The organism is Prevotella multiformis DSM 16608, assembly GCF_000191065.1.
GTDB lineage: Bacteria > Bacteroidota > Bacteroidia > Bacteroidales > Bacteroidaceae > Prevotella > Prevotella multiformis.
The window spans coordinates 1,506,484-1,524,720 of sequence record NZ_GL872283.1 but is presented as its reverse complement, the minus strand read 5'-3'; the positions used below and the strand labels follow the sequence as shown (position 1 = coordinate 1,524,720).

Genomic DNA, 18,237 nt, shown 5'->3' with positions numbered 1-18,237 from the left:
AAACGGCAAGGCTCAAGACCTTTCTTTTTGTAAATGAAATGTCCCGGAAGAAAGGAGAATGCCTTTCGGGTAGGAGCTTCAGAAGGACGGTCCGGACTCACCGTGCCGGGTGGAGGCGCCGGAAACGGGTAAGCCGGAAGTTTTCTTCCTTCATTCTCCATGGGTGGCAGGGACAGCTCATCTGTTTCTTTCACCCGGTGCTGTCCGGTTGTCTCCACGCTCTCACATCCCAGCAAAGGGGGCGAATGACGGTCCTGTGCGGAATCCTGCCTGCCCGACAGCTGCCGTCCAGGGCATGCCGTCGTGCTTCCCTGCCGGGGGACGATTTCCCCTTTGCTGTCTGCCCGCTGCATGGGGCGACTTCTTCCGCCTGTTATTTTGTACAGTCTGCTTTAATTTGTATCTTTGCAGCCGTCAATCAATGCGGTTCAATGCAGCTATTCAATATCTTCAAGGTAAAGAGAGAGGAACGCTGGCTGGCACTTGCCATGCTTGCGGTCTTCGTCATGTTCAACGCCCTCGTCATTGCCGGCCACTATCACGCCTATACGATGGGGGCACACGGTGGCTTCTGGAGCATTTTCACCAAGAACTTCCGGATGTCGGGATATGACAACTGGTCGTGGATAACCATCTCGGGAATGCGCATCCATTTCGAGACGGTGCGCCATCCGCTTTATCTTACCTTTCTCTATCCGCTTTACCTGCTCGACAGCTGGCTCATTGATGCCGTCGGCTATAACTTCGCCGTCTATTTCATGGCCGCCATCCTCGTCTTCTCTGCCTTCTATGCTGTCGTCTTCATGTATCGTGTCTTCCGTGAGGTACTCGGAGTGACCCGCTTCGATGCCACGCTCCTGACCCTGTTCCTCTTCTCTTTCGGCCATGTGCTGGTGCCGTCGATGGTCCCCGACCACTTCATCATCTCCATGATGTTCCTCACCATGACGCTGTACATCACCGGCATGAAAATGAAGAAAGGACGACTGCTCACGGCATGGCAGGGATGTGTCCTCACGTTCTTCACGGCAGGCATGGCGACCTCCAACGGGGTGAAGACGCTTCTGGCGGGGCTGTTCACCAATGGCAGGCGGTTCTTTTCATGGAAGAATGTCTCTCTGGGGGCCGTGCTTCCGTTCCTGCTGCTGCTCGGCATACAGCAGTCACAGTATTATCTGCTGGAAGTGCCGCAGGAGGCGGTCATCCGGAACATCGTGCATGTCAACAGGGAGAAGGATGCCCGGAAGGTGGAACAGCACATCAACGAGCGTGAGAGCTGGCTGAAGTCGCATACCGGCAGGAGTGCCGGCGACGGTGCTGTCGGCAAGCTGATGGATATTTCCACGCCGAGGGGCGAGACGCTGGTCGAGAACTTCTTCGGCGAGTCCGTCCAGCTGCACCAGCAGTACCTTTTGAAGGACGTCTCCTGGGACCGCCCCGTATTCGTCGCCTACAGCTGGGCTGCCAACTATGTCGTCGAGGCTGTCGTCGTCCTGCTCTTCGTGGCAGGAATCGTCTCCGGCTGCAGAGAACGGTTCTTCCGGATGCTGTTCGCATGGTTCGCCTGTGATGTGACCCTGCACCTTGTTCTGGGCTTCGCCATCAACGAGGTGTACATCATGACGGCAGGCTGGGCCTTCATCATTCCCGTTGCCTGCGGTTACCTTCTCCGGCGGCTGCCACAGCGGCTGCGGCGCCCGTATCGCTGGCTGCTGGCTGCGCTCACCGCCTTTCTGTGGATGTACAATGCCGGGCAGACCGCCTTCTATTTATGTTCCCGAATATGCTGAGTCAGATTTTCAAGATAAGAAAGGAGGAACGGTTCGTCACCGGACTGTTCCTTCTCTGCCAGCTGCTGATGCAGGCTGTCGTCATCGGCTGTTATTATCCCCGGTTCTCGGTCATCACCGGGAACTACAGGAAGGTGTTCCTGGATGTGTTCCATATTTCCGGCTTCGACCCTCTGACCTATTGTGTGGTGACCGACTGGTCCACTGCTTACAATGTGTATCGCCATCCGCTGCTGGCGTTCTTCTATTATCCGGTCTATCTTGTCAACCGGGTCTTGATGGCGCTGACAGGCATCAACTGTGCCCAGTTTCTCGTGGCCGCCGTCCTGCTTTTCTGCTCGCTGTACGCCTTCCTGCTGATGGTCCGGATCGGGCGGGATCTGATCGGCCTCTCCCTGAAAGAGGCGGCCGTGCTGGGATTCCTGCTCTTTTCCTTCGCCCATGTCCTGCTGGCATCCCTGTCTCCTGACCATTTCATGCTGTCGCTGTTCCTGCTGCTGCTCGTCATCTACACGACAGGGAGGCGGATGCAGGAAGGGCGGGGACTGACGAAAGGGCAGACCGTCGTGCTCTTCCTGCTCACGGCAGGCGTATCGCTCAACAACGGACTGAAAGTAGTCCTGGCAAATCTCTTCAGCAGAGGCCGCCGTTTCTTCCGTCCCGCCAACCTCCTCCTGGCGCTTCTCCTGCCTGCCGCTGCTCTCTGGGGATTCAGCGAGTGGGAATACCGCACGTTCATGGCGGACAGCGTCCATGCCCGGCAGGTGAAACGCACCCGGATGATGGAAAGGGAGAAGGTCGGGATGCTGGCTGCTTTCCGTGATACGACGCAGCTGACGGACAGTGCCGCACGGCAGGCCGCATTCGACAGAATCTGGCGGGCGCACCGGCAGGCGCAGATCCGCCGGCAGGCCGGTGAGCCGCAGGTCGCCCATGCCGGGAAGCCTGTCAGCCGGCAGAAGTTCCTGAACTGGACGGATATGACGACCTCACGCAGTGCGACCCTCGTGGAGAATCTCTTCGGCGAGTCCCTGCAGCTGCACAGCAGGAACACCCTGGGCGATGTCATGCGCGACCGCCCCGTAATCGTACGTTACAGCTGGGCTTTCAACTATTTCGTGGAAGTTCTCCTACTGCTGCTCTTCTCCGCCGGGCTGTGGGCAGGCAGGCGGAGCCGTCTGATGTGGCTCGCCTTCTCCTGCTTCTGCCTCGACCTGTTTCTCCACATCGGTCTGGGCTTCGGTATCAACGAGGTGTACATCATGGCTGCCCACTGGGCATACGTCATCCCGATGGCCTGTGGCTGTCTTCTGAAGGGACTGTCGCACAAGCCCCGGCGGCTGCTGTATGGCCTGCTGCTGGCACTTACCCTCTGTCTCTGGATCTACAACGGAGGCCTGACGGTTTACCATCTACTGAATTTCTGAATCAATAAGAGAGAATCATGCGGAATATCTTTGCGGTCAAACGGAGTGAAAGGCTTCTCTGCCTGGTGGCTGTTCTTGCTTTCATGGCCTTGAACGGACTGATGGTGGCCTATAACTTCCGGCTGTTCACGAAGGGCGGAAACCTGGGCTTCTGGGGACTGTTCTTCGACCATTATACAGTATCGGGCTTTGACGACCTGTCTTATATGACGATGTCACGCTGGAAGGTCTATTATCAGCTCTATCGCCATCCGCTGCTGCCCACGTTCTTCTATCCTTTTTATGTTCTCAACCACTGGCTGATGGCGGAGACCGGTGTCAATTTCGCCGTTTTCATCGAGGCTTTCCTGAATGTGGCCGCATCCACATACAGCTGTCTTTTCATCTGCCGGATCTTCAAGGAGGTGCTGGAGCTGTCAGGAAAGGACGCGGTCTTGCTGACCGCATTCTTCTTTTCTTTTGCCTCCATCCTGCTTACCTGCTTCGTTCCCGACCACTTTGTCTTCTCGCTTTTCTTCCTGACAATGACACTGTATATTGCCGGAAAAGCGATGAAACGGGAGAAAAAACGTATGAAGACGTGGCAGACGATGCTCCTGGCGTTCTTCGCGACAGGTGTCACCTCGACCAATATCGCAAAGATCGGATTGGCCGACCTGTTCGTCAACGGCAGGCGTACCTTCCGTATCAGGCACCTCTTTCTGGGCTTTATCGTACCCCTTGCCGCCTTGTCTGCCGTTTATGCATACCAGCAGGCGGCCTTTGTGGAGCCGGATGCCAGGCTTCAGGAAAAGGTGAAAGAAAGGAAATTGAAGAATGACCGCAGGTTTGCCGCCAGATATGAAAAGCAGCACGAGTTCATGAAGAGCCGTACCGGGACGCAGGTGGCGGACAGCAGGTTCTTTGAATGGACCGACCTGTCCAGTTCACGGACCGATGCCGTCGTCGAAAACCTCTTCGGCGAGAGCATCCTGCTGCACCGGGATCACGTGTTGGAAGACGTGAACAAGTCGCGGCCCGTCATTGTCAGGTACGGCAGCGTATTCAATTACATCGCTGAAGCACTCGTCTTCCTGCTGTTTTCAGGCGGAATCATCGTGGGATGGAAGGACAGGTTCCTGCGGCTGTGCATGCTGTGGTTTGCTACGGACATGGTGCTCCACATTGTTCTCGGCTTTGGGATCATCGAGGTGTATATTATGGGCGCACACTGGCTGTTCGTCATTCCTGTCGCCGTGGCGTTCCTTTTCAGGCACATGAGAACGAGGCTGGCGATGATAGGCGCAAGGTTGCTCGTGGCATTTCTCACAATTGGCTTGATGGTTTACAACCTCAGTCTTGTCATTCCTTTCATGCTCCGGGGCTTCGTAGCACCGCAATAAAGAAACGGCTTCCTTGCCGCATGAGGAAGCCGTTTCTTTATGTCTGGAATCTTGTAGATGCCTGCCTGAGACCGTCTGGGGCGTTCGGGGGAATCCTGCTCGGAAGTGACTGCTTTCCTGTGCCGGGGACTTTCCGGTCTTGTCCCGCCCGGTTCGGGGCGGGCGGGGGAGTGTCAGAGATTCTCTTTGTAATCCGTGACCGGCTTTCCGCAATACTGCCATTTCCGGATCGCATTCCGGAATTTGCACCCGTCCAGGAACTTGTACAGCTTGAAGAACGGCCGGTAGAACCGGCCGTTTTCAGGCAGGTATCTGCCGTGATACCTCTCACGGAGCGCATCTGTGTCACGCTTCCAGATCGCACCCCCTTGCGCTGTCTTGGTCTCCGGATAGATGCGGATGGCGCCAAGGTTGCGGTTGATGCGTCTTACCTTCAGTCCTGCCTCGTACACTCTTATCAGCCATTCCACGTCCATCTTGGCGTGGAAGGATTCATCAATATAGCCGATTTTATCGAAGATCTCGCGTCTCCAGAACATCCCCGGCTGTGAAATGTTGTAGCAGCCATGGCGGAAGAAGAAGCGGCTCATCACGATATGCGTGAAGTTGATGATCTTCCCGTCCCTGTCCATTTCGACCGTATAGCCATTGGCGAAGTCTGTGTCGGGATGGTCGTGGTAGAACTTTGCGACCGTATGCAGCGTTCCCGGCAGCAGGACATCATCGCTGTTGATCCAGCAGACAATGTCGCCCGTCGCCCTGCGCATGCCCTTGTTGATGGCATCGCTTTGTCCTTTGTCCTTCTCACTGCACCACCAGGTGATCCTGTCGGTGTACTTCTTCAGTATTTCCACGGTTTCATCGGTCGATCCACCGTCACAGACAATGTACTCCAGGTTGGGATATTGCTGTCCGATGACCGACTTCAGGGTCGCTTCTATGAACCGTCCCTGATTGTAGGATGGTGTCACGACTGTTATCTTGGGATATTCCATCATCATTGTCATTGCGGTCTCCGTTCATGCTTGTTTTACGATCCGGGCCGGGTTGCCGGCCACGGTACAGCCGGCGGGGACATCCTTGAAGACCACGGCTCCGGCCCCGATCGTCACGTTGTCGCCTATGCGGACAGGCCCGAAGATCGTCGCACCGGTCATTATCTTCACGTTGTCGCCTATCACAGGCCGCCCTTCACGGCCTTCGTGGTGCCCTGTCCCCAGGGTCACGAGCTGAAGACAATAGAAGTTCCTGCCGATGCTTTCGGCATTCAGGTAGGTCGCATAATTGTGCTCAAAGTGGGCGCCTCTCCCGATGGAAGGGCACCAGATGTTCAGTGTCCGTTCAGCGGGACACAGCCATCTGACGGGTGCGGCCTTGTATTCTCCGATCCTGTAATAGAACAGGTTGCGGAAGGTACGCTCACGGGTCATCGCCTTCACGAAGTTGCGCACCCCTCGCTTGCGGTCCTGTACCTGCAGCAGGTCGTCGTCGACCAGCCCGCTGTGCAGCCTGTACAGCAGGAGATGAGGTATCAGCCTCAGGGAGGATGCGGCGAGTATTGCGCCTTGGACGAATGGGTTCATCTTCTCTTTTTTATGCAAATGTACAACTTATTCCTGAATCTCCCAAGCCCTCTTTCTCCGCTATCGCCTGCGTCTGTGCAGATAGTTCATGCACTCCGCGAGGATCTGCGAGCCTGCACGCTTCATGATGAGGAAGTAAAGTACGGCCGCCGTCAGGATTCTGACGGTCAGCAGCAGCAGCAGGTTATGGATGGCGGAGGTGGCGAAGTAGGTTGTGCCCATCACCGCCGCCGATGCCAGCAGGTAGGGGCTGATGTCCTTCAGGACGTCCACGAGCCGCAGACCGGTCTCCCTGCCGGCAAAGAACTGCCATACGAAGAGCCACAAGACGGTTACGGCCGTGTAGGCGGTCACCATGAACACCACGCCCTCCTGGCAAGAGGCGACGACGAAGGCGATCTGTGCGACGATCAGGGTCACCGTACACCACATATAGACCACGGACTTGCCGCGGCTGATGATCAGGTTCTGATACATCGTATAGAACGGCAGGAAGGCCCCGCTGATGCAGAGGATACGCAGCAGAGGGATACTCTCTGTCCATTTCTCTGATATAAGCAGAATGATGAATTCGTGCGCTGTCATCGCCAGACCGAACATGGCCGGGAAGACCAGGAAAGCCGTGAAACGGAGCATCTTGCGGAAGACTTTCACCTGTCGTTCAGGGTCATTGTTCACTTCGACCAGCACGGGCTGCGCCACCTGCGCCACCGTGCCGGACACGAAGGTGCTTGCCATCGTGTCCCACTTGAAGGCCTGGGAGAAGTTGCCCACGGCCTTTGCAGAATACAGACGGCCGAAGATGAAGGTGAGAATATTCTGACTGATGGTATTGACGATTGTCGTCAGGAGGATCTTGTAACTGAAGGAGAACATCTGTCTTACAGGGGTGAAGTCGATGTGGAGGGACGGGCGCCACGGAATGATGAAGAACCGCCACAGGCTGGTCAGACTGATGTAAAGCACCTGCTGCCAGGCCAGACTCCAGTAGGCGTAGCCCCGCAATGCCAGCAGGATGCCCGCCACCCCCGAAACAAACAGGCAGGTGATGCGCAGCAGGGCGGTTTCCCTGACCATCATGTTCTTGAAGAGGTAAGCGGCGGGAGCTGTCCCCAGCGACGAGAACAGCAGTGAGGCAAAGACGAAACGTGACAGGTCGACCAGCTCGGGGTGACGGAAGAAAGCGGCGATCAGAGGGGCTGAAAAGAAGAGCACCGTGTAGGAAATCCAGCCCATGAAGGCGCTGAACCAGAACACGGAGTTGTAGTCGTTGTCCGTAGGGTGGTCCCTGTTGGCGAGTGCCGCGGTGAATCCGCTCTCCTGCAAGGCGCCGGCAATAGCCGTGAACACGGCCAGCATGCCCACCAGTCCGTAGTCGGCCGGTGAGAGCAGACGTGCCAGAAAGACGCCGATGACGATATTCAGCAGCTGCATGGTCCCGTTGTTCAGTGCGCCCCAGAAAAGCCCCTTGGCGGTCTTCTCCTTCAGTGTCTCGCTTTTCATCTGTTCTTGTTCTTTCATCTGCCGTTCGAGGGATGTATATGAATAAGGTGGGCTTCTTCAGACCGGCCGGTGTCCCTTCTGCCTGCAAAAGTAGTGTTTTTCCGTTGAACTCACAAACTTTAGGCCGATTCCCGAGCTTCCCTTGGAAGGATTCCTGTCTTTGCCCACCGGATGCGGTCTTCCTCCCGTGGAGGCAGGGAAGAGCCATGCGGATGAAATCGGAAACCGGCAATGCTGTGTAAAATGAAAGCGTAAAGGGCCTTGTAAGGATCTGACAAGGGGCGGCTCTTTGTGTCAGAAGACGGGAAAGGAGCTGCCGGTACTCCTGCTCCCGGCCGTCGGTACTCCTGTTCCCGGCCATCGGGAATCCGATTCCCAATGGGTTGGGAACAGGATTCCCAGGCAGCAGCAGGCATGCACGGTGTAAACAACTACTCTCTGAAATACAATGAGGGGTGTACCGGATATGCCGATGGCAGCATATCCGGTACACCCTTTCTGTTTTTGTTCCTCTTTCTTTTTGTATCTTCCCTGTCGCTTTGACTCCCCCTCTCCTCTCACTGTGTCTCTGCACACAGGGAGAAACGATAATGATAGTCGATGGGCTTAATAAACCCTATTTTCGTAGTTTTTTTACGATAATCAAAGAAATGTTTGTAAGATTGGTCTTTTATACTTACTTTTGCAGAAAAGAAGTGGTTTCAAGAAATCCATATTATGATTCGAGACTTTTGGGTCAGGAACTTCCTTTCTATTGATGACCGGCAGCAATTGAGTTTTGTCGCCAAAGGGCCTGCTTCCGAACTTGTGGTGGAAGTGGCAGACCATGTGTTCCTCTATAAGTTGGGAATACTGTATGGAGCGAATGCATCCGGCAAATCAAATATGCTGCTTGCCATGAACGAGATTTTCCGGCTTATGACACGTCCAAAGTTCAAGGCGGACAAGCGTATTTCCGGCTATATTCCCTTTGCGTTGCACAGGGGAGACCCAACGGAAATGCATGTTTCGTTTTATGCCGAATCGATAAGATACGACTATGATGTATCATTCGATAGCAGACATATCATTCATGAAACGTTGAATTATTATCCCAAAGGAGCGAAGTCGCTGTTCTATGAGCGCCGTTTTGTGGCAGACGATGTACAGGCTGACATAAAGTTCGGACCCAGTCTGAAAATACAGGCCAGGACCCAGGAGCGCATACGTGAGAACACGCTCAACAACCACAGCGTCCTCGCTGTCTGTGCGAAAACAGCCTTCAAGGCGGACGTAGGACCTCTCAACAGATTGCACCGATGGGTTATGGCATGCTGCCATGAAGTTGACGGTGACGGAGAAAAGGAGAAGGGAATCGTCGAGATACTGAAGGATGCCTATGCTGACAGCAAACGCCGTAAGTTCTTTTATCAGATGCTTCAGAAAGCCGACTTGAACATCCTGGAGTACAGACCTGTCGTGGAAGACCGGGTGATTTTTCCGGAAATGCGCAGGCAGATAGAGCAGGGAGACCTTCCCGAGAAAGTGAAAGAAGCCCTGTTGAGCCCCACGGTAGATTCAGTTACGTTCGTGAATGCGACGGCCCAGGGCAATTTCGACATTCCTATCAGATGGCAGTCAAAGGGCACATTGAAATATATACGCATTCTGAACGTCCTGTACGACCTGGTTACCGGTCTCCATGTTTACTTTCTTGACGAACTCGGAGAGGATCTGCACTACGACCTGCTGTTTTATTATCTGAGTGTGTTTCTCTACAATTCAACGCAGTCCCAGCTTGTCATCAGCAGTCAGGAGACGACCTTGCTCTCACAGGAACTGATCAACGAGAATCGGGGAGCAGTGTGGTTCGTAGAGAAAAGGAAGGAAAGTGCCTCGTCCGAATATGCCCGCGGCGACTCTTTCGGTCTGCATAAGAACCTGTCCCTTTACAATTCCTACCGTATAGGAAAGTTAGGATCCAAGCCGGAACTGGGAAGTATATTCATTGATTTGGAGGACTGATATGGGAATCTTGCATAAGACGGTGCTGGTAGTGGGGGAAGGACCGACGGAGTTCTACTATTTCAAGTCGCTGAATGACGTGTTCAAGGGTTTGACAATACAGCCGGACTATCCCAAACATACGAACCTGAAAGAGCTGGAACGGAAAATAAGGGAAGGAGTGGAGATGGGCTACGATGAGGTCTGTTGTGTGATAGACATGGACAACAAACACTGTGAACCCGAACGGTCGCTTTATGCAAAGTTGAAGCGGAAATACGGGAAAACCATAGACAAGCCCAAGAAAGGTATCCACTGTAAGGTCAGGTTCTATGAGACCCACCGCTGTACGGAACTGTTTTTCCTCTATTATTTCTGTTACACCTCCCGGGAGTACACAGCCCAGGAACAGCTTCTGAAAGATCTGGGCAGACACTGTGAGTACCGCAAGACAGACAGGTTCTTTGTCAGGAGCGGAGGACTTCATTCTTACTTTGAAAGAAACGGTGGCAGCCTGACCGATGCCATCGGACGTGCTGAACAGTCCGTACAGGAGAGGAGGGCAGAGGGCCGCGACTATACTTATTCGGAACTGGGAAGAATGATGAAGGAACTTTCTGACAACAGGAAGCAGCCACTGCCCAGTACTTCTTTTCCAAAGAAAGAAGCTGGACATAATTGAACGAACCAAAGAAAGAGAAGGTGTATCAAAACACGAATACTTTTCTTGAAAGTCTTACAGTTTAACACGATACAATAAGGAAAGCCCATTTCAGTACTCCTTTGTGAGTAGAGAAATGGGCTTTTCCTTTTTTTTAAAAGATTTCAGCTTGCCGGTTGAAGTTGTCAGACCACCGGTTTCTATTTTGACACATCCTCTTTCTTATTGCTATGGATGTGCCGTCAGTCTCAATTACCAGATATGCGCACGCTTCTCCTGCGGTACGAAGAGCTTGTCGCCCTCCTTGACGTTGAAGGCCTTGTACCAGCTGTCGATCATCGGCAGGGCAGCGTTCACACGGCTGACGTTCGGCGAATGTACATCAGAGTTGACGATGTAGGCGACGAACTGCGGTGCGACGTTGCTTGCCCACACACGTCCCCAGGCGAGGAAGAACCGCTGTGCCGGAGTAAAGCCGTCCTTGTCGGCCAGCGGGTTCTGCTCCATGCTGTTCTCCAGCGCACGGTAAGCGATGTTCAGGCCGCCGTTGTCACCGATGTTCTCTCCGAGGGTCTTCTCTCCGTTCACTTTCAGACCGGGGATGACCTCCTGCTGGCTGAACCAGTCGACAAGCACCTTCGTACGGGCATCATAGTTTTTCTTGTCCGTTTCGTTCCACCAGTTCTTCATATTGCCCTCCTTGTCGAACTGACAGCCCTGGTCGTCGAAGCCGTGGCTCATCTCATGCCCGATGACAGCACCGATAGCCCCGTAGTTGGCGGCATCGTCCACCTCCGGATCGAAGAACGGCGGCTGCAGGATGGCTGCCGGGAAGTTGATGCTGTTGGTCGTCGGGTCGTAGTAGGCATTGACGGTCTGCGGTGTCATGTGCCATTCTTTCTTGTCGACGGGCTTTCCCCAGCGTTTGGCAATGCGGTATTTCATGGCAGCCTCTTGTACTCCCTTCACATTGTCGAACAGCGACTTTGCATCATCGATAACGAAGACACTGTCCATATTCTGCCACTTGTCCGGATAACCGATCTTGACATCGAATGCCTGCAGTTTTTCCAATGCCTTCTGCTTGGTGTCAGCAGTCATCCAGGTATTCTCCTCAATGCGCTGTGCGAAAGCTGTCTGGAGATTCCTGACCAGTGCTATCATGCGCTGCTTGCTGCTCTCCGGGAAGTACTTCTGCACGTAGAGCTTGCCGACGGCTTCGCCCATGATGCCCTGTACGAACGACAGGGCACGCTTCCAGCGCGGCTGCTGCTGCTGGACGCCGTAGGCCACCTTCGTGTATTCAAACTTGCGGTCGGTGAAGTTGTCGGACAGCATTCCGGCCGCACTCGACACGACAGCCTGCTCCATATAGGCCTTCAGCGATTCCAGCGGAGCGGTGGCGAGGATCTTCTCCACCTCATGCACCGGTTCCGGCTGACCGACATCCACCTTTCCGCCGTTGTCCGGGAAACCTGTCGCCTTGAGCAGATAGTTCCAGTCGATGCCGGGATAATCCTTCAGCAGCTGCTCCCACGTCATCGGGTGGTAGTTGGCCTGCGGGTCACGCGACTTCACCTGGTCGTAGCTGACCTTGGCAATCCGGTCCTCCAGGGCAAAGGCCGCCTCCATTTTCTTCTCGGCAACGGCCGGTGCATTGCCGACCATCTTCAGCAGGTCGTTGTTCAGGCTCTTGTAGGCGGCGACGACGGCTTTCTGCTGTTCGTTGGGATGCGTGTAATACTCCGGATCCAGTCCGATGCCGCTCTGGCCGATGCCGATGATGTAGCGGCTGGAGTTCTTCGCGTCCACCGTCATGCCGAAGCCCACGGGGAAGGTCCCGTAGCCTTTCACGTCGAGGTCGTACATCAGTTTGAGCAGCTCCTTGCGGTTCTTCACGGCACGTACCTTCGCCAGTACCGGCCTGATGGGTGTGTACCCCTCACGGTTGCGGCGTGTGCTGTCCATGTAGAGGTTATAGAGCGAAGCAATCTTCTGGGCAACAGTGCCCTTCGTCTGTGGCTTCCCGGCATAGTCCTCCACCATCTCGCGGATGCGTTTCTTGTTCAGTTCCTCCAGGTCGACGAAGGCTCCGTTCATGGGATGCTCCTTGTCGAGCGGATGGCTCTTCATCCAGTTGCCCGCCGCATACTCGTAGAAATTCTCGCCGGGCTGGACGGTGAGGTCCATGTTCTTCCGGTCGATACCCGACTTCAACCCCTGTGCCATCGCTGAGGAGGCTACGAAGGAGGCCGTCAAAAATAACATTTTTATTTTCATGTTCTGATCGCTTTATGAACCCCTCCTTTCCTCTCCGGGAGGATGCCGGAGGCGTTCTGTGAGTGTTTTCTGTGATGGGCTTTTAGGTATGAGATGTGCCGGCCTGTGCCCCCTCTTATATAGAATAAGGTGTATGAGACCGTTTGTTTCCGACCCTCAGCCTGCATGGGACAGGTTCTGTTCAGCCCTCTGTTCGTGTGGGGACAGGGTTTCCCGGGCTTTCTGCCTGCATGAGACAGGTTCTTCCCATCTCTTTACAAAGGTAAATAAAAAAAGCCAATGCGCTCTGTCTGGTCACTTTATTTGTCGGAAAAATGCGTTTCCGATCCCTTTTTTCATTTCTTTTAACAGGTGTGCGCCGGGTGGCGGCTCTGTCCGGCGGGGTGGAGCGTACATTGTCATCCGGCGGGATCCGGTCAGCTTTGCTGGGGAAAATGCTTGGAAACAAGCCTTCCTTCTTCCGACAGAACCGATGCCGGGAAAGTGCGTTTTCCGGACAGACTGGTTCCCGAACAGGACAATTCTGTCACTGTAAATCTTTTACTTTTTTATATTTCGGAAACCAGACGGGATAAAGGACTACTTGTGAATGAGAAACAGAAACATATTTTCAATATGTACCCTTGCTATGTATCTGTTTTTTCCCGAAATTTGTACAAGAAACCAACAGCCTCTTTCCTGTCAGGGGAGGGAACGAAGTTAACTGCTAAGCGGAGTGTCGCCGTCGTGACGAAGGACATTCCTGAATGCAGACCTGTGTAGACTAAACCATTCTTATCGAAGAAGTAAAAGTCTGTTTTGAAATTGAAAAGGGACGTTTGTCCTGACCACTTGACATACAGGAATCCTTTGCCGCCGGTATGCTGTATGTAAGTCCCATTGAAAGGCGGCGACCGTTGTCGTCCGACAGATGACAGACGGGTATGACATGGCTTGCGGAACAGTCGGAATCCTGTCCATAGCCCTGTCTCTTGCAGACAGCCACCTGTCCGGTATGGCTCTGTGCATAACTTACGAGAGAGAATCATTGTGACAAATCATCATTCCATCAGATGAAAACAGCGTCGTGTCTGTGCATAACTTACGAGAGAGAATCATTGTGACAAATCATCCATTCCGTCAGTGAAAAAGCAAGGCTCTGTCTGTGCGCAGCATACGGGAGAGCCGTTGCGGCAAACCATCCATTCAATCAGATAAAACCCCGTAATAACCAAATTAAAACCCAAATTAACCCCCAATCCGTAAACTCTAAATCTGTAAAAAACTAACGTATATGAGAACTATCAAAATTCTGTTTTTCCTCTTGCCTGCCTTGTTGCAGCTGACGGATGCCGGCGCCGTAGTGACGGGAGACCTGATCAATAGGGACGGCATCACTTATGTCGTGACGTTGAAACGCGATGCCGGCAACGGTCATCCGGCTGCTTACCATGTGGCTTTCGTCGGTTCCGACCTGGCGGAAGTGAAGATTCCCGAGACCGTCAAAGACTCGGCGAACGAGCATACATGGACCGTGACGGCACTGGCCGACAACAGCAAGGTGAAGAATGCCACTTCTGTGACCATCCCGAACACCGTCGAGACCCTGAACGCCCAGTGCCTGCAGGGCAGCCTGCTGACTACGGTCAACATCCCCGCTTCCGCGACCGACATCAAGGACGGCGTGTTCGCTTTCACGATCGGACTCCAGCGCATCACGGTCGATGCGGCCAATCCCAGGTATTATGCCCGGGACGGCGTGCTTTACAGCCGGGACGGCGGCGGCTATCTGGTAGCCTATCCGGTCGCCAGGGCGGGTGTCGCGTTCAGCATCCCGGAGGGTATCGTCGGCATCCGTCCGAATGCACTGCAGCAGAACCGGAACCTGGAGACCATCCGGCTGCCGAAGTCGCTGACGGAGCTTCCCGCAGCCAAGGAATACAACGGCTTCACGAGTGCATTGAAGCTGAGCGCCATCGAAGTGGACCCTGCCAACCCGAAGTTCAGCGGTGTCGGAGGTGTCATCCTCTCGAAGGACGGGGAACAGCTCGTGGTCTACCCGAATGCGAAGACGGGCGACCCTTACACCGTGCCGGCCACGGTGAAGCAGATCCTCGACGGGGCGTTCAGCCATGCGGAAGGCCTCAAGGGCATCGTCATGACCCCGCCGCTGGTGAAAATCGGCAAGGAGTCCTTCAAGGACTGCATCCAGCTGCTCACGGTGGACATCCCGTCGACGGTGACGAAGATCGACGACGGCGCCTTCTCCGGTGCTTACCGGGTGAAGGGGTTTGTCGTCGACCCGTCGAACACCGTCTACAAGACGGACGACAATGGCGTGATCTATTCTGCCGACGGGACGGAACTCGCCGCCTTCCCCGCAGGAATGACGGGTACTTACGCAACGCTGCCGACGACGAAGCGCATCCTCAAGGAGGCCTTCAAGGCCGCACCGGCGGTGGAGAAGGTGATCTTCAACAGCGGGCTGGAGACCATCGGGCAAGATGCCTTCCAGGCGGCCACGGGGTTGAAGAGAATCGAGTTCGCCGCTCCGGCCACCGTCAGGGACATCGGCGACTTCTCCTTCTATGGCTCTGCATTGGAGACACTGTGGCTTCCTGCCTCTGTTGAGACGGTCGGGTGGTCGGCCTTCGCCAACTGTCCCCGGCTGAAGACCGTGTCCGTGGAAGCGCATTCCCGCCTGCAGAGGACCGGTACTTCGTCCTTCGAGAACTGCGGCAGCCTGGAGTCGTTCGTCTTCGAGGGGGCGTGTGCCTTGAAGACAGTGGGAAACCGTACGTTCATGAACGACCCCAAACTGACCGGGTTCAGATTCCCTTCCAAAGTGGAGGAAATCGAGACGGGTGCCTTCAACGGCTGCAAGGCTCTGGTGTCCGTGACGTTCCCGGCCGATGCCGTCATCCGGAAGATCGGAAAGGGGGCTTTCCAGAATGCCCTCACCCTTCCGTCCATCACGCTTCCCGCCTCCGTGGAATCCATTGAGGAGTCGGCTTTCAACAGCTGCCAGAGTCTGGTCGAAATCAAGATCCCGGCCACGACGACGAGCATCGACCCGAGGGCTTTCCAGTTCTGCGGGAAGCTGGCGACCTTCACGGTCGACCCCTCCAATCCCTCCTATTCCAGCGTCGACGGATTCCTGCTGAGCAAGGACAAGAAGACCCTCGCCACTTTCCCTCCTGCCAAGGCGGGCACTTACTACACCCTTCTTCCGCCCGTCATCGAGAAGATCGGCGACTATGCCTTCTATTATGTGCAGAACCTGGAGAACATCACCATCCCCGAGGGCGTGACCGAAATCGGGAACTACGCCTTCGACAACTGTAGCCGGCTGAATACGATAGCGTTCCTGAGCCATACGCCGGTTCCGGCTTCGAAGATCGGCGACAAGGCCTTCAACGAGGACAACGTCAACAAGGGCGACATCGAAATCAGTGTGCGCGTCGATGCTTTCGAGGCTTATAAGAACAATCCTTTCTGGAATGCCTTCCACGACGTGATCCGCTCGTTCAAGGTCGACGACGGGGACGGAGCGACAGAGCTGTTTCCCCTGTCCAAGAACGCGGTGATGGTCGTCGACGTGCAGAGCGACGTCTTCACCTATGTCGTCCCGAAGAAGGTGAAGCATCCCCAGTACCCGGCGCGCACTTACGAGGTGCGCCTGTGGAACGACCGGGCCATGGCGAAGAGCAACACCGACATAAAGGAGGTCGTCTTCAAAGGGCAGCTCGACTATCTCGGCATCGAGGCCTTCCAGCGGCAGGACGGCACATCGACCGTCGAGCGCGTCTTCTTCACCGGCAATCCTCCCAAGGACATGAGCGCCGTGAAGTGGTACCTGGGAGCGGGCTACCGGGAGTTCACCGGCAACATCCAGAAGATCTACGTGAAGAAGAGCAAGGTCGATGCCTACAAGACAGCTGTGGGATGGGACGGCTATGCGGCCCGCGTCGACTATCAGATACGCGACGTGAACATCACGCACAAGTACGGCTCCTTCGCCCGCGAGTTTGACACCGACTTCGGCGAGTACGCCCGCGAGAAAGGCACGCAGGACAAGGTGGCGGCCTTCGTGGCGACCCGCTACGGGGAGGCATCCGTCAGCCCCGGCAAGCCCGACTACGGAACGGCTACCCATGTCGTCTTCATGTCGAGCGTCGATGTCAACGGCGGCGTCGTGGGTGACCCCTGCTATGTGCCGGCCGAGGAGGGAGTTCTCCTGAAGGTGCTCGGCAGCGAATCAATGCCGTCCGACTTCTTCTACACCATCGGCGAGAAGGACGACAAGGAGTACACCGTCGCCGGCAGCATAATGCGGGGCGTGACGGCCAAGGCACGCAAAGTCCCCGCTTCGGGCACTTTCTATGCCGTCTCGGCATCCAAGGGCGTCTTCATGAAGCTGAAGCCCTCGGCCACCGTGCCTGTCCACCGCGCCTACGCCGAGCTGCCGGGCATACCGGCTGCTGCAAAGGTGATGTTCGCCTTCGAGGGCGAGGGCTCCGCTACGGGCATCCTCTCCGTCGGCAGTCCGGAGACGCGAGAGGACGGCGGCCGCGCCTGCTACAACCTCAACGGGCAGCGGGTGGAGAAGCCGCAGCGCGGCGTGTATATCCGCGGAGGAAAGAAGTATGTTGTCAGATAAACCCATGAAATCAATGCTACGCGATATGAACAGAAAAGAAATCATTTTGAAAGAATACATCCGGCCGCAGACCGGGTGTTACAGGCCTGTCCTTGAAAACCTGATGCTCACAGCCAGTCCCGGCATCTCCGATGAGGAGATCGACGAAGACGACATCGGCGCCAAGGAACATCACTTCTTCGGGGATACACCGTCCGGGGACGGCGATCCGTGGAGCCCTGCGGGGGTGTGGGAAGACTGACAGGCGGACGGCCGGGGGAGAGGCGGTGTGCAGGACGCATGGCTGACAGCCCTCCCGTCTTGCCTGTGCGGGAGGGTATGTGCTCTCCACCGCTCCATGCGGGCAATGCCTGGCTTGTGAAGGCCATGGCCGGATCGGGGAATCCGGGCATGGCCTTTCTTCTGCAGCGGGGGAGGGTAGCGAAGCGGCTTCCGGGCCGTGCCGCCGTATGCGTTCGGGGCACCGACACAGCGGGGGCGGGGCATTGACACAGTCGGTGTCGGGTCTCATCACGGCTGCCTCCGGTGCTCCTTTGCCGGCCGGCCGGTGTCCGGAAGATTGTGCAGAGCCGTCCGGATTCTGCAGGACTTCCGGTCATTTCACGGTCTGAGGAGACGGAAAAGGTCTTGAAGAAGCGGGCGGGCAGAATCCAGGGAAAGCGAAAGATCGTGCTGAAAAGTGGAGAATGAACGGAAAACTGACAGATTTCAAGGTGCGAACCCTTCAGATTGTTGCCCGGAGAAAACCTTGTGTCCTGGCGTGATTTTGCGGCTGTCTGTATGTGGAAAAAGGCAGGAAACAGGCACTTTGTGACAAAAATAGAAATAGAATTTATATATAAGAAATAATAGGATGGGAAAAGGAATTAAATCAATTACAGATTGAAATGTTTTTTCACCAAATTATGCTTATCTTTGCAACACTAAAACGAAGATTTCCGGCGGACATCAGTACAGTGGTTGCTGAGCCGGCGGATGACCCTAAAATC

Annotated in this window: 11 protein-coding genes; 7 read left to right on the top strand and 4 right to left on the bottom strand. The window is 55.2% G+C overall.

The window, feature by feature from the left end:
- The first annotated feature begins 431 nt into the window (after positions 1–431).
- Genes HMPREF9141_RS11670 through HMPREF9141_RS11660 form a run of 3 tightly spaced genes read left to right on the top strand, consistent with a single transcriptional unit; the run spans position 432 to position 4,599 of the window.
- Positions 432–1,790 carry a DUF6080 domain-containing protein gene (locus tag HMPREF9141_RS11670; protein WP_007368965.1) on the top strand — a complete coding sequence of 453 codons (1,359 nt, stop codon included), beginning with the start codon at positions 432–434 and terminating at the stop codon, positions 1,788–1,790.
- Positions 1,784–3,217: a DUF6080 domain-containing protein gene (locus tag HMPREF9141_RS11665; RefSeq protein WP_007368964.1), complete on the top strand. Its 1,434-nt coding sequence runs from the start codon at positions 1,784–1,786 to the stop codon at positions 3,215–3,217. The genes HMPREF9141_RS11670 and HMPREF9141_RS11665 overlap by 7 nt, the downstream gene beginning before the upstream one ends.
- Before the next feature lie 17 nt (positions 3,218–3,234).
- Positions 3,235–4,599 carry a DUF6080 domain-containing protein gene (locus HMPREF9141_RS11660; protein ID WP_007368963.1) on the top strand — a complete coding sequence of 455 codons (1,365 nt, stop codon included), beginning with the start codon at positions 3,235–3,237 and terminating at the stop codon, positions 4,597–4,599.
- Between the two features lie 173 nt (positions 4,600–4,772).
- Here HMPREF9141_RS11660 and HMPREF9141_RS11655 read toward each other — a convergent pair whose 3' ends face one another.
- The 3 genes from HMPREF9141_RS11655 to HMPREF9141_RS11645 are packed head-to-tail and all read right to left on the bottom strand — an operon-like array spanning position 4,773 to position 7,685.
- Positions 4,773–5,600: a glycosyltransferase family 2 protein gene (locus HMPREF9141_RS11655; protein WP_257009607.1), complete on the bottom strand. Its 828-nt coding sequence runs from the start codon at positions 5,598–5,600 to the stop codon at positions 4,773–4,775.
- An 18-nt stretch (positions 5,601–5,618) separates the two neighbouring features.
- Positions 5,619–6,182 (bottom strand): serine acetyltransferase, encoded by a 564-nt coding sequence (locus HMPREF9141_RS11650; protein ID WP_007368961.1) that lies wholly within the window; start codon positions 6,180–6,182, stop codon positions 5,619–5,621.
- A gap of 60 nt (positions 6,183–6,242) precedes the next feature.
- Positions 6,243–7,685 carry a lipopolysaccharide biosynthesis protein gene (locus tag HMPREF9141_RS11645; protein ID WP_040555110.1) on the bottom strand — a complete coding sequence of 481 codons (1,443 nt, stop codon included), beginning with the start codon at positions 7,683–7,685 and terminating at the stop codon, positions 6,243–6,245.
- A gap of 717 nt (positions 7,686–8,402) precedes the next feature.
- Between HMPREF9141_RS11645 and HMPREF9141_RS11640 the strand changes: the two genes are divergently transcribed.
- Positions 8,403–9,689: an AAA family ATPase gene (locus tag HMPREF9141_RS11640; protein ID WP_007368958.1), complete on the top strand. Its 1,287-nt coding sequence runs from the start codon at positions 8,403–8,405 to the stop codon at positions 9,687–9,689.
- 1 nt (position 9,690) lies between these two features.
- Complete coding sequence (locus HMPREF9141_RS11635; protein WP_007368957.1) at positions 9,691–10,350, top strand: RloB family protein; 660 nt, start codon at positions 9,691–9,693, stop codon at positions 10,348–10,350.
- A 231-nt stretch (positions 10,351–10,581) separates the two neighbouring features.
- Here the strand turns inward: HMPREF9141_RS11635 and HMPREF9141_RS11630 are convergent, their stop codons facing one another.
- Positions 10,582–12,609, bottom strand: a complete 2,028-nt coding sequence (locus tag HMPREF9141_RS11630; protein WP_007368956.1) for a M13 family metallopeptidase — start codon at positions 12,607–12,609, stop codon at positions 10,582–10,584.
- A 1,273-nt stretch (positions 12,610–13,882) separates the two neighbouring features.
- Here HMPREF9141_RS11630 and HMPREF9141_RS11625 point away from each other — a divergent pair.
- Positions 13,883–17,248, top strand: coding sequence for a leucine-rich repeat domain-containing protein (locus HMPREF9141_RS11625; protein WP_007368953.1), 3,366 nt, complete (start codon positions 13,883–13,885; stop codon positions 17,246–17,248).
- Between the two features lie 25 nt (positions 17,249–17,273).
- The gene (locus tag HMPREF9141_RS11620; protein WP_040554884.1) at positions 17,274–17,489 is read left to right on the top strand and encodes a hypothetical protein; all 216 of its coding nucleotides are present in this window, start codon (positions 17,274–17,276) and stop codon (positions 17,487–17,489) included.
- The last annotated feature ends 748 nt before the right edge of the window (positions 17,490–18,237 follow it).